Below are 13,086 nucleotides of genomic sequence, written 5' to 3'. Positions count from 1 at the left end.
ATAGTTTTTGGGTTAGCATCTGCACAGCACTCCACAGGGTTTGTCGGGTGCGCCACAAAATGATGCGCAGAGCGTAGATAATGCCATTGCCTCTGTCAGGTTTTTTAACCCAAAAGGTTGTAGGGGTTTACGGTTAAATTAGCGACCGAAAAAGCCGTTTCTATCAGAGGGAAGATCGAAAATGCGAGCGGCGAATGGGCGTTAGGCATGTATCGAGTTGCGAAAGGGCATCTTTCGAAGTGCGATAAACCATCTTTCGCAGCGCGGTTAGGAAGGTATCGCAATGCGGTTAGGCATGTATCGCCTGGTGAAAGACGCCTAACCGCAGAGCGCATGAAGAAATGCGGGGTGCTAAATATACAACAGAGGTTGCAATGTGCTGAATGTCAATCGGTTGCAAAAATGCGCTGAGAATTACGTATTTGCGCCAAATATTTCTGTGAAAGAAAAGAAATATGTAGTTTGGTGTATAGATTGTTGCGATATTTGGATGAACAATGATGCGAAATGCCATGCGGCAATAAGACGGTAAAAAGCAGCCCACGGCTCCCCACAGGATAAGAAACACGAACGCTGGTATAAGACCACCGTCCACCATTGGGCATCTCTCGCCTCGGCTCAACTCAGAGCAGCCACGTTAATTGAGCCCGGGCAGGTTGCGCTCAATCATTCGCTGGATGAGCTTTACCAGTCGCACCCCCCTTCGCGTTTGCGAGAACACATCGTGGCGGATGGCGCTGAGGTCATTAAACAACTCACAAGTGGTGGTTTGCAGCATGTTGGGCTGGCGTTGGCGCTTGTCGCCATCGGGGTTGACGATGATCTTGATGCCATTCTCCTCAATGCGCACGTCGATGTCCTCGCCTGTCATGACCGGCTCGCCGTCGTAGTGGATAACGCCCGGGTGGGAGCGATGGATATGGAGGTAGCGCGTGCGGAAACTCTTAATCTTGGAACTCATGTCGAGCGTCTTGCTGAACATGTCGATGGCTATTTGGGGCGCCTCGAGAATGTCGAAAGGCTCCATGATGACAATATCCATCAGCCCGTCGCTCATCGACGCCTGTGGGGCGATATAAGCGTTGTTGCCGTATTGCGACGCATTGGCGCAGGAGATGAGAAACGCCTTGTAGTTGGTGCTGATGCCGTCGGCGTCGACCTCGTAGGTCTCGGGCTTGTACTTGGTGCCCTCCTCAAGTATTTTTTGCAGATAGGTGATGGGGCCTCGCTTGCCGGCCTCGGCGAACTTCTGGCTGACGAAAGCGTCGAAGCCCACACCGCAGGTGCAGAAGAACGGATACTCGTTGATGATGCCGTAGTCGAGGTCGTGCACCTCGTAACGGTTAATGATCTCAATGCATTTGCGCACATTGAGCGGCAGCAACAGGTGACGGGCCAATCCGTTGCCCGACCCACAAGGAATGATGCCCAGCGCCGTGTTGGAGTGGACGATGCCCCGCGCCACCTCGTTGACGGTGCCATCGCCGCCGATGGCCACCACCACATCTACACCCTCCACGCTGGCGTCGCGTGCTATTGTGGCCGCGTGACCGGCATACTTCGTCTCCACGATGCGGTACTCATACTGGTCGTGGTCGAGATACGCCTCGATGGCCTCCGGTATGCGCGCCTTGCTGGCAGCGCCCGATATGGGATTGATGATAAAAAGGATGCGTTTCTTCATATTGCAAAATTAGTGCATTTTTTATGAATAGGCGATTTTTGACGTCTATTTTTAGTCCACAAATACGATTTCTCTGTTTTTTATCACCCAACTGAAAAAAAATGATTATCTTTGCAGCCTAAATGTATAACTCGTAGATTTTCTACACCTATTATTAATGATGGGACAATTACAAGAAAGATACAAGAACTACCGTGAGCCTCAGAAGTATATGGAGGCTGGAGTTTATCCTTATTTCAGAGAGATCACCAGCAAGCAGGGCCCTGTTGTGACCATGGGTGGCCATAAGGTCTTGATGTTTGGAAGCAACGCTTATACAGGTCTTACTGGCGACGACCGCGTGATCGAGGCAGCCAAGAAGGCGCTCGACAAGTATGGCTCAGGATGTGCCGGAAGCCGTTTCCTGAACGGAACGCTCGACATCCACGTGCAACTGGAGAAGGAGCTCGCCGAGTTTGAGCACAAGGAGGACGCCCTCTGCTTCTCTACTGGTTTCTCTGTCAACTCAGGTGTCATTCCCGCGGTGGTGGGACGTGGCGACTACCTTATCTGCGACGACCGCGACCACGCATCGATCGTTGATGGCCGCCGCTTGAGTTTTGCCACACAGCTGCACTACAAGCACAACGATATGGCCGACCTGGAGCGCGTGTTGGCCAAGCTGCCGCAGGAGGCCGTGAAGCTCATTGTGGTCGATGGAGTGTTCTCTATGGAGGGCGACCTATGCAATCTGCCCGCCATCGTGGAGCTGAAGCATAAGTACAACTGCTCGATCATGGTCGACGAGGCGCATGGCTTGGGCGTGTTTGGTGAGCAGGGCCGCGGCGTTTGCGACCATTTCGGACTGTCGGACGAGGTGGACCTCATTATGGGTACCTTCTCAAAGAGTATGGCTTCAATCGGTGGTTTCATCGCCAGCGACAAGGACACCATCAACTATCTGCGCCACACCTCACGCACCTATATCTTCTCGGCCAGCGACACGCCTGCCGCTACGGCTGCCGCCATTGAGGCTCTTCACATCATCAAGAACGAGCCGGAGCGCCTGAAGCACCTGTGGGATGTGACCCATTACGCCTTGGAGCGTTTCCGCGAGGAGGGCTTTGAGATTGGCGAGACAGAGAGCCCAATCATCCCGCTCTATGTGCGCGACATCAACAAGACATTCTTAGTGACAAAGTTCGCCTTCGACGCTGGTGTGTTCATCAACCCCGTTATCCCGCCTGCTTGCGCTCCGCAAGACACGCTCGTTCGCTTCGCCTTGATGGCGTCGCACTCGAAAGAACAAGTGGAGGAGGGTGTGCAGGTGCTGAAGAAGATCTTCGTAGAACAAGGCATCATCAAGTAAAAAAACAAATAATCGCCATGTCTCACAAAGGGGCATGGCTTTTTTGTGCCCTCATATTGCCTAACATTCCGATGGGGGGCGGTCTCTTTCTTCCAGCCTCAATCGGACTGCATATTTCAACCCAAATCGGTCATCAGATTTTAATTCTTGTTAGCGTTTGTTTCGAGCAGGTGTTTCGGCTTGCGCTTTGAAGGCTTGACCATCAACAGACAACTTCCTATATACGAAAAGCCGCATCCAAATCATGGAATGCGGCTTTTCGACGAATGGGGGAGGATGGCCATTGGTGGCCAACCACCCTCTGCGTGTTTGTGTTGATGTTTTGTTGTTAGAATACGCCCTGTGTCATCATGGCCTTGGCCACCTTCAGGAAGCCGGCTACATTGGCACCCTTCACATAGTTGATGTAGCCATCGGGCTGCGTGCCATATTTCACACATTCGGCGTGAATCTCGTTCATGATGCTATGCAACTTGGCGTCTACCTCCTCGCGGCTCCACTTCAGGCGCTCTGAGTTTTGCGTCATCTCCAATCCCGACACGGCCACGCCACCGGCGTTGCTGGCCTTGCCCGGGCAATAGAGGATCTTGGCGTCTTGGAACACCTTGATGGCCTCGGGGGTAGAAGGCATGTTGGCACCCTCGCTTACGGCAATCACGCCGTTCTTCACCAGCGCCTCGGCTGCCTCGCCATTGATCTCGTTCTGTGTGGCGCAAGGTGTAGCGATGTCGGCCTTCTCAAACCAAGGCTTGGCGCCTGCCACATACTTGGCTGAGGGATATTCCTCTACATACTCCTTGATGCGGCCTCGCTCCACGTTCTTCAGTTCCATGATGTAGGCCAACTTCTCCTCGTCGATGCCGTCGGGGTCGTAGATGTAGCCATCTGAATCGGAACAGGTGAGCGGCTTGGCGCCCAACTGGAGCAACTTCTCGAGGGTGTACTGAGCAACGTTACCAGCGCCGGAAACGAGGACCGTCTTACCCTTGAGGTCGATGCCGCGTGTCTTCAGCATGTTCTCCAAGAAGTAGACATTGCCGTAGCCTGTGGCCTCAGGACGGATGAGCGAACCGCCAAACTCCTGGCCTTTACCCGTGAGGATGCCCACAAACTGGTGGGTTAGAGCCTTATATTGGCCAAACATGTAGCCTACCTCGCGGCCGCCTACGCCAATGTCGCCAGCGGGAACATCGCAGTCGGGCCCAATATAATGCCAAAGCTCGCGCATGAAGGCCTGGCAGAAACGCATGACCTCACCCGTCGACTTGCCGCGGGGCGAGAAGTCGGAACCACCCTTGGCGCCACCCATCGGCAGCGTGGTGAGCGAGTTTTTGAAGGTTTGCTCGAAAGCCAAGAACTTAAGGATGCTCTCGTTGACGGAAGCGTGGAAACGAAGACCCCCCTTGTACGGGCCAATGGCGTTGTTGTGCTGAACGCGGTAACCATTGTTGGTCTGCACGTTGCCTTTGTCGTCGATCCAGTTCACGCGGAACTTGATGATACGGTCGGGAATGCACAAACGCTCAATGAGGTTCTCACGGTCAAACTCGGGGTGCTTGTTGTACTCATCCTCGATGGTGCCCAGCACCTGACTAACGGCCTGGATGTACTCGGGCTGGCCAGGATAGACCTGTTGCAATCTTTCTACTACTTCCGATGCTTTCATAATGTGTTGTATTGGTTGTTGTTGTGACGATCCTGAATTGCAGAATGCCGACGACTCGACAGTTTTACAATGGGTTGTCTATCTAATTGTTTGTTTCCGGTTGCAAAGATAAAGTGTTTCTTGCAAAAAACCTACAAAAAGACATCTTTTTTTGCGTAAAACAGTAAAAAATGAAAGAAACAGGCTTTTGGGAGATTCAACGGTGTGTGCGAAAACAAACCGTTAGGAGCCTACACCTTATTATATATAGATGAACCATGCGCCCATTAGAAGTTGGAAGGGAGCAAATATTATTTTTGTTATTAACTTGAAATAATTACAGAATTGTTTGGAGATATAAAAACAATTCACTATCTTTGCAACTATAATCAAGAAAATAGAACAAAGAGCAAACAGACATGAGACAAGAAGCCTACGACAGGTTAGTGGAATGCGGTCTGCGCCCTTCTGTGCAACGCTTGGCGATAATGGAATTCTTGCAAACCCATCGCACCCATCCCACGGTGGAGGATGTGTTTCAGGGAATAGTGAGCGAAATTCCGACCTTGAGTCGCACAACCGTGTACAACACGCTTCGGTTGCTATCGGTGCACCGCGCCGCACAGATGATAACCATCGACGACCATCGCGTGTGTTATGACGGCGACGTTCACCCACATGTGCATTTCTTCTGCCGCGAGTGTGGAAAGGTGTTCGACCTGATGAACGAGGAGGTGCCCGCAATCGACGCTCCGAGAAAGGTGGATGGTCACATTGTCGACGAGGCTCAAGTTTATTACAAGGGAATATGCAGGGACTGCGCGTCGCGCAGAAACTGATTACTTATCATACAAAAACAAAAACATTATGAAGAAGAAGTTTATTTGCACCGTATGCGGATACATCCACGAGGGTGAGACCGCTCCTGAGAAGTGCCCTATCTGTGGCGCTCCCGCCAGTAAGTTTACTGAGTTGACAGAGGATACACTCCCTGAGTTTGCAGCCGAGCACAAGTTGGGCGTTGCCTTGGAGGAAGGCGTTCCCGCTGAGCTGCTGAAGCATTGCCGCGCTACCTTCGCTGGCGAGTGTGCCGAGGTGGGTATGTATCTGGCTATGGCTCGCCAGGCCGATCGTGAGGGTTATCCTGAGATTGCCCGCGCTTTTGAGCGCTACGCCATGGACGAGGCTGGACACGCCGCTCGCTACGCTGAATTCCTGGGCCGCAGCATCCTGCACGACACCAAGACCAATGTGGAGGTGCGCATGGCTGCAGAGAAGGGCGCCACAGCCGACAAGTTTGAGGCTGCCAAGCTGGCTAAGGCCAACAACCTCGACGCTCTGCACGATAGCATTCATGAGATGGCACGCGACGAGGCTCGCCACTCTGCTGGTTTCATGGGCCTCTACAAGCGCTATTTCCAGAAGTAAATGCGTGTGTGGCTCAATAAGAGCTAAAAAAAACATGATAGGGAAGGGTGATTGCTACGAAAGGCAGTCGCCCTTTCTTGGTTTCATGGCGTTCCTGCAATTCCGTCATTTACAACGTTTTTGCGTCATAATGATTGATTTTCAACTTTTTGATGTATCTTTGCAAAACAAACAAAACAAGGAATATGAAAGCGGTAGTGGTTAAAGATACAGACCTGCAAAAGGCTGCAGGAGAAGGAATGGATGCTTTTATCCAAGTGTTTACAGACGCCATACATCATGCGATCGGTGGAGAACTCAACGCAGAAAACATGCAAGATCTCAACGCCGACCAAATAACCCTGTTGGCCTATATCGCCTTGCGCGACGAGGTGATGGATGGCGGATTTGTACAACTCATCCACAACGGATACGGCCCGTTCTTCTTTAAGAACCCATTCGATAGGGCCATGCGCAACTGGGGAATACACGACCTTTATAAGCTCATCAACAAATGTCATCGCTACTACAACATCTACCACGAGGAGATTGAAGCCGATTGCACACAGGAGGAGTTTGACGCGCTCTACGAGCAGTTCCCATGCTTCGACGACTTCGACGACACGTTCGTGGAGTATGAGGAGGAATTCACATCGGCCGTGGCACACTATGTTGACGAGCACATCGAACAATTTGCACACATTGAGAAATGAACAAAGAGCAACAGGAAATCAGGAAAAAAAGTCCTGTACAAATAAGAAATAAGAAAGCTTCGTTCGAGTATTACTTTATCGACACCTATACGGCAGGAATCGTGCTGACAGGCACCGAGATTAAGTCGATACGCAACGGAAAGGCGTCGTTGGTGGACAGTTTCTGCTTCATCAACAACGGCGAGATATGGGTAAAAGGCATGAACATCAGCCCTTATTTCTATGGGTCGTACGCCAATCATGTAGCCAAGAGAGACCGAAAATTGCTGCTTAACAAACGCGAGATCCGACGACTCATGGAAGACACAAAGGCCGTGGGATTCACCATTGTGCCCGTCCTGTTGTTTATCGACGAGAAAGGACGAGCCAAACTCGACATAGCCTTGGCGCGAGGAAAGAAGGAGTATGACAAGCGACAGACGCTTAAAGAGAAGGAAGACCGACGTGAGATGGACCGCGCCATCAAGCACTTCTAATCCATAAGCATGATGACTATTCAGGATATTGTAAAAAAGAGAATAATGATTCTCGATGGTGCCATGGGCACAATGATACAGGATTATCACCTCACCGAGGCCGATTTCCGTGGAACGCGTTATAAGGATAAGCCTGGGCAGATGAAAGGAAACAACGACATGTTGAACTTGACACGCCCAGACGTCATTCGCGAAATCCACAGGAAATATCTCGAAGCGGGCGCCGACATCATTGAGACCAACACGTTCTCCTCACAACGCATCTCGCAAGCCGACTATCATTTGCAGGACGACTGCGTGGAGATGGTGAGGGTAGGGACGCGCATGGCCCGTGAGGAGGCCGACAAGTTCTCTACGCCTGAAAAGCCGCGCTTTGTGGCAGGATCAATAGGACCTACGAACAAGACATGCTCGCTCAGTCCGGATGTGAGCAACCCCGCCGCACGCGACATGACCTACGATGAGCTATACAACGCTTATTGTGAGCAGATTACGCCCATGGTGGAAGAGGGAGCCGACCTGCTCTTGATAGAAACAATCTTCGACACGCTGAACGCCAAATGTGCTATTGACGCCGCCAATAAGGTGATGGGCGAACAAGGACGAAAATTGCCCATTATGCTGAGCGTCACGGTAAGCGACTTGGCTGGGCGAACGCTGAGCGGCCAGACGCTCGACGCCTTTCTGGCAAGCGTCAGCGAGTATGATATTTTTTCAGTTGGCCTCAACTGCTCGTTTGGAGCCAAGCAAATGAAGCCTTTCCTTGCCTCGCTGGCAGCCAAGGCACCTTATTACATTTCGGCTTATCCCAACGCCGGGTTGCCTAATTCTATGGGACTATACGACGAGACGGCAGAAAGCATGTCGCCACAGATAGAGGAACTGATGGACGAGGGATTGGTGAACATTGTGGGAGGATGTTGCGGAACCGACGACGAGTTTATTCGCCAATACAACCTGTTGGCACAGGGAAAGAAGCCGCATGTTCCACAGCCACGACCCAAAACCATGTGGCTTTCGGGACTTGAGTTGCTCGACGTAACGCCGGAGGTGCGCTTCGTGAATGTGGGCGAGCGTTGCAACGTAGCTGGATCGCGTAAGTTTCTGCGACTCATCAAGGAGAAAAACTACGAGGAGGCCCTGACCATTGCCAGGAAGCAGGTGGAGAACGGAGCGTTGGTCGTCGATGTGAATATGGACGATGGATTGCTTGACGCCAAGACGGAGATGGTGACGTTTCTTAACCTCATAGCATCGGAGCCCGACATAGCCAAGGTGCCCATCATGATCGACACGTCGAATTGGGATGTTGCCGTGGCCGGACTGAAATGTGTGCAAGGCAAATGCATTGTCAACTCTATCTCACTGAAAGAAGGCCAAGAGGTTTTCTTGCAGCATGCGCGCGACATAAAACGGTTTGGCGCGGCCGTTGTGGTGATGTGCTTCGACGAACAGGGACAGGCCACGTCGTATGAACGGCGTATCGAGATTGCCGAACGCGCCTACCACTTGTTGGTCGACGAGGTGGGAATGAATCCGTTGGACATCATCTTCGACCCTAACATCTTGGCCATTGCCACGGGTATGGAGGAGCACGACAACTATGCCGTAGACTTTATCCGTGCAACAGGATGGATTAAGCGACACCTGCCGGGAGCGCATGTCAGCGGTGGCGTGAGCAATCTTAGTTTCTCGTTCAGGGGAAACAACTATATTCGTGAAGCCATGCATGCCGTGTTCCTTTATCACGCCATTCAGAAGGGTATGGATTTTGGCATTGTGAACCCAGCCACAAAAGTGGCTTACGACGATATTCCAGCCGACCAACTGTCTGTTATTGAGGATGTTGTACTCAATCGTCGCAAAGGAGCGGCAGAGGATCTCATCGAGCTCGCGCAACGCATAAAGGAAGAACAAGATACCCGAAAGGCCGCTGCGCAAGGTCAGCCGGGAGCCATAAACACTAATGCGCCTGAGGAAGAATGGCGCAAGGGAAGTGTGGAGGAACGACTGAAATATGCGTTGCGAAAGGGGGTGGCCGAACATTTGGACCACGACTTGCATGAGGCGCTGCATAAGTTTCCGCACGCCGTAAATATCATAGAGATGCCGCTCATGGATGGAATGAACGAAGTGGGAAAACTCTTTGGAGAAGGAAAAATGTTCTTGCCGCAAGTGGTGAAAACCGCTCGTACCATGAAGCAAGCTGTGGCTATCCTGCAGCCATATATTGAAGCCGAGAAGAAAGAAGGATCTGTCAAGGCTGGAAAAATTGTGTTGGCAACCGTGAAAGGCGACGTGCACGACATTGGAAAGAACATCGTGGGAGTCATCATGGCGTGCAACAATTACGAGGTAATCGACATGGGCGTAATGGTGCCTGCAGAGCAAATCGTGAAGAAGGTGCAGGAGGAACATGCCGACATGGTGGGGCTGAGTGGACTCATCACACCCTCGTTGGACGAGATGGTGCATGTGGCCGAGGAACTCAACAAGGCGGGATTGCAGGTGCCCATCATGATAGGTGGAGCAACAACTTCGGAACTTCATGTGGCGCTAAAAATAGCTCCTGTTTACGGTGGAGTGGTGGCCTGGATGAAAGACGCCGCGCAAAACGTGTTGGCGGCTGCACGCATGCTTAACGAACAGGAAATGCCACGGTATGCTGAGGAACTGAAAGAGAAATATACACAGTTGCGAGACGATTATGCGCAGGAACAGCAGCGCATCGTGTCGCTCGATGAGGCGCGCAAAAATAAGTTGAATCTTTTCGAAAACCAAGATGCATAGTTGTGTTGGGGAAGAGAGAAAGGTTCACTAAACAGGCACGCCGCGCATTTTTTTGTTTCGCAATTTCGCCATTCAGATTAAATGCATTAACTTTGTACAAAGATATTAAATTAGTAGAAAATGCTAAATAAAAAGAAACGATGGCACGCCATTAGCGGTCAGCCATTGACAGAACTAGACGAAAAAGTCATGTATTGGGAAAGCAAGGGAAAACTTGTTCCCACACGCAATATGGTAAGAACGCCTGAGCAGATTGAGGGCATTCGCGTGGCAGGTAAACTCAACACAGGATGCCTCGACGCTGTGGAGGCTGCCATTCATCCGGGCATGACCACGCAGGAAATCGACGACATCTGTATGAAATATTGCGAGGAGAACAACTGCCATCCATCGTGCCTTAATTACGAAGGTTTTCCAAAGAGTGTTTGCACAAGTATCAACGAGGTGGTTTGCCACGGCATTCCGAAAAAGGAGGATGTGTTGCAAGTGGGCGACATCGTGAATGTAGACATGACACTCGACTATAATGGATATTATGGCGACGCATCGCGTATGTTCATCATCGGCGGAAAGACCACTCCCGAGAAAGAGCAATTGGTTCGTGTAACAAAGGAGTGCTTGGAGATTGGCGCAGAAGCTGCAAAGCCTTATTGTTTCGTGGGCGATATTGGTCATGCCATTCAGAAGCACGCAGAGAAATATGGCTATGGAGTGGTGCGCGATCTTTGCGGACACGGCGTGGGATTGTCGATGCATGAGGCTCCCGAAATTCTACACTACGGCCACAAGGGAACGGGCATGCTGTTGGTTCCAGGAATGGTGTTTACCATTGAGCCGATGATCAACATGGGCACATGGAAAGTCTACATCGACGCCGATGATCCCTATGGTTGGGAGGTTATAAGTGGCGATGAGAAACCCAGCGCTCAGTGGGAACACACGTTCCTTATGACCGAAACGGGTGTAGAAATTCTTTCAAGATAATGAATAAGATTGTAAGTATGAACGATATTTATATTCTTGGAATTGAAAGCAGTTGCGACGACACCTCTGCCGCTGTTCTTCGCAACGGCGTTTTGCTGAGTAATGTAACGGCTTCACAAGAAGTGCACAAGGCCTATGGTGGCGTAGTGCCCGAGTTGGCCAGCAGAGCCCATCAGCAAAACGTGGTGCCGGTGGTCGACCAAGCCATCAAACGGGCAGGCATTACAAAAGACCAATTGTCAGCTGTGGCATTTACACGTGGCCCCGGATTGATGGGTTCTTTGCTCGTAGGCGTTAGCTTTGCAAAAGGGTTTGCGCGTAGCTTGGACATTCCACTTATTGATGTCAACCACTTGCAGGGGCATGTCATGGCTCACTTTATTAAAGAGAGTGACGACGACCAGCACATGCCGCCGTTCCCGTTCATTTGTCTCCTGGTGTCGGGTGGCAACTCGCAGATCGTTAAGGTAAACGCCTACAACGACATGGAGGTGCTTGGGCAAACCATCGACGACGCAGCGGGCGAGGCCATCGACAAGTGCTCGAAGGTTATGGGACTTGGTTACCCCGGTGGCCCAATCATCGACCGACTGGGAAAGAACGGCAATCCGAAAGCATACAAGTTCTCTGAGCCAAGCATACCAGGTTTAAATTATAGCTTCTCAGGATTGAAGACATCTTTCCTTTATAACCTTCGTAAGTGGGTTGCAGAGGATCCCGATTTTGTGGAGCATCATAAGGAAGACCTGGCAGCAAGCCTTGAGTATACAATCGTCGACATCTTAATGAAGAAGTTGCGCTTGGCCGTTAAACAAACAGGCATCAAGCACGTTGCTGTGGCAGGTGGTGTTTCTGCAAACTCCGTGCTTCGACAGGCGTTCCACGACCATGCGGATCGTTATGGTTGGACTATCTACATCCCCAAATTTAGTTACACCACCGACAATGCTGCAATGATTGGCATTGTGGGATACTGTAAGTTTAAGGATCAAGACTTCTGTCCCATTGACGCTCCCGCATTCTCCAAAGTAACATTCAAATAATCATTTCTTTCATTGGGGCAAGTCAAGCGTCAGCTTGTTGCCCATAATCATTCGAACCAATGGAATTAGAAACAAAGATTTTGAGTCGCGAAATTCAGGCGGCTCTTTATGATAACGGACACACGCTCGGAACAGCTGAGAGTTGCACGGGCGGTCGCATTGCCGAGGCTATCATATCTGTACCTGGTGCGTCCAACTATTTTAAGGGTGGTGTCGTGTCGTACACCAACGAGGTAAAAGAGAACATTCTTCATGTTTCGCATGAGGTGTTGGAAGAGCAAACGGCGGTTTGTGAGGAAGTGGCCCGTCAAATGGTTATTGGTGCTTGCGAAGTCCTGAACGTAGACTACGCCATCTCTGCCACCGGTGTAGCTGGTCCTGGCGGTGGAACCCCAAGCATCCCCGTAGGTACTGTTTGGTTGGGATATGGCTCTAAAGACGATGTGCGCACATTCAAATTGACCGAGGATTTTGGTCGAGATATCAATTTGGCAATAGCTACCAACAAGGCTTTGCGCCTGTTCTTGAGCTATTATCAAGAGAAACACCCTGCAGAAGTCAAGGAGCAATAAAGCATTTGCCCAATGCGCCATATAATGACATGTTTTCGTTGAGGCAGATGAGCTGAGCTGGACATAACCTATGCACTGCCATGACGAGAAAAGGTGTTTTGATATGGTGCTTTTTCGCTTAGCCAGATGAGCATAACCAAGTTTGCTTGAGTTTTCCATGACGAGAAAACGAAGGATGAAATTTGTTGTTTACGTTCATCCACATAAGCAGAGTAGGGGATGTTTTGAGGTTTGGCCCAAACCTAACCGCAATGTAAAGCAACATAGATGGCGACAATCATTATCCAACACAATGATTGCCGCCATGATATTTTGGGCAGTAACTTTAGGTAAATGACAATACCCCCTTTTCATCATAGACTATACGTACTATAGTACTCCCCAATATTCGACAAGTGGTTGAACATTGGTTGCTGCGCCATCC

The 13,086-nt window shown here is 50.7% G+C and carries 11 protein-coding genes; 9 read left to right on the top strand and 2 right to left on the bottom strand.

The window, feature by feature from the left end; genetic code table 11:
• Window positions 1-637 precede the first annotated feature (637 nt).
• Window positions 638-1,684 carry a diacylglycerol/lipid kinase family protein gene (locus KM934_RS11405; RefSeq protein ID WP_215760726.1) on the bottom strand — a complete coding sequence of 349 codons (1,047 nt, stop codon included), beginning with the start codon at window positions 1,682-1,684 and terminating at the stop codon, window positions 638-640.
• A gap of 160 nt (window positions 1,685-1,844) precedes the next feature.
• Between KM934_RS11405 and spt the strand changes: the two genes are divergently transcribed.
• Window positions 1,845-3,032 carry a serine palmitoyltransferase gene (gene spt, locus KM934_RS11400; RefSeq protein WP_215760727.1) on the top strand — a complete coding sequence of 396 codons (1,188 nt, stop codon included), beginning with the start codon at window positions 1,845-1,847 and terminating at the stop codon, window positions 3,030-3,032.
• Between the two features lie 328 nt (window positions 3,033-3,360).
• Here spt and KM934_RS11395 read toward each other — a convergent pair whose 3' ends face one another.
• Window positions 3,361-4,698 (bottom strand): NADP-specific glutamate dehydrogenase, encoded by a 1,338-nt coding sequence (locus tag KM934_RS11395; RefSeq protein WP_215760725.1) that lies wholly within the window; start codon window positions 4,696-4,698, stop codon window positions 3,361-3,363.
• Window positions 4,699-5,096: 398 nt separating this feature from the next.
• Here KM934_RS11395 and KM934_RS11390 point away from each other — a divergent pair, with 398 nt between their 5' ends.
• The 8 genes from KM934_RS11390 to KM934_RS11355 all read left to right on the top strand — a co-directional run bounded on the left by KM934_RS11390 (window position 5,097) and on the right by KM934_RS11355 (window position 12,662).
• A complete protein-coding gene (locus KM934_RS11390; RefSeq protein WP_215760724.1) occupies window positions 5,097-5,516 on the top strand; it encodes a Fur family transcriptional regulator in 420 nt (139 codons plus the stop codon).
• Window positions 5,517-5,544: 28 nt separating this feature from the next.
• Complete coding sequence (locus tag KM934_RS11385; protein WP_215760723.1) at window positions 5,545-6,105, top strand: NADH peroxidase; 561 nt, start codon at window positions 5,545-5,547, stop codon at window positions 6,103-6,105.
• Between the two features lie 185 nt (window positions 6,106-6,290).
• Window positions 6,291-6,797: a DMP19 family protein gene (locus KM934_RS11380; RefSeq protein ID WP_215760722.1), complete on the top strand. Its 507-nt coding sequence runs from the start codon at window positions 6,291-6,293 to the stop codon at window positions 6,795-6,797.
• Window positions 6,794-7,273: an SsrA-binding protein SmpB gene (smpB, locus tag KM934_RS11375; protein ID WP_215760721.1), complete on the top strand. Its 480-nt coding sequence runs from the start codon at window positions 6,794-6,796 to the stop codon at window positions 7,271-7,273. Before KM934_RS11380 ends, smpB begins: the two co-directional genes overlap by 4 nt.
• Before the next feature lie 9 nt (window positions 7,274-7,282).
• Window positions 7,283-10,063, top strand: a complete 2,781-nt coding sequence (gene metH / locus KM934_RS11370) for a methionine synthase (protein ID WP_215760720.1) — start codon at window positions 7,283-7,285, stop codon at window positions 10,061-10,063.
• Between the two features lie 120 nt (window positions 10,064-10,183).
• Window positions 10,184-11,047, top strand: a complete 864-nt coding sequence (gene map, locus KM934_RS11365) for a type I methionyl aminopeptidase (protein ID WP_215760719.1) — start codon at window positions 10,184-10,186, stop codon at window positions 11,045-11,047.
• A 17-nt stretch (window positions 11,048-11,064) separates the two neighbouring features.
• Window positions 11,065-12,090 carry a tRNA (adenosine(37)-N6)-threonylcarbamoyltransferase complex transferase subunit TsaD gene (gene tsaD, locus KM934_RS11360; protein WP_215760718.1) on the top strand — a complete coding sequence of 342 codons (1,026 nt, stop codon included), beginning with the start codon at window positions 11,065-11,067 and terminating at the stop codon, window positions 12,088-12,090.
• A 59-nt stretch (window positions 12,091-12,149) separates the two neighbouring features.
• On the top strand, window positions 12,150-12,662 hold the full coding sequence (locus KM934_RS11355; protein ID WP_215760717.1) for a CinA family protein: 513 nt from the start codon (window positions 12,150-12,152) through the stop codon (window positions 12,660-12,662).
• Window positions 12,663-13,086 lie beyond the last annotated feature (424 nt).

It is taken from the genome of Hallella faecis (assembly GCF_018789675.1).
In the GTDB taxonomy this organism is placed as follows: Bacteria; Bacteroidota; Bacteroidia; order Bacteroidales; family Bacteroidaceae; genus Prevotella; species Prevotella faecis.
The sequence above is the reverse complement of the archived record's forward strand: the minus strand, read 5'-3'. Positions and strand labels throughout refer to the sequence as shown.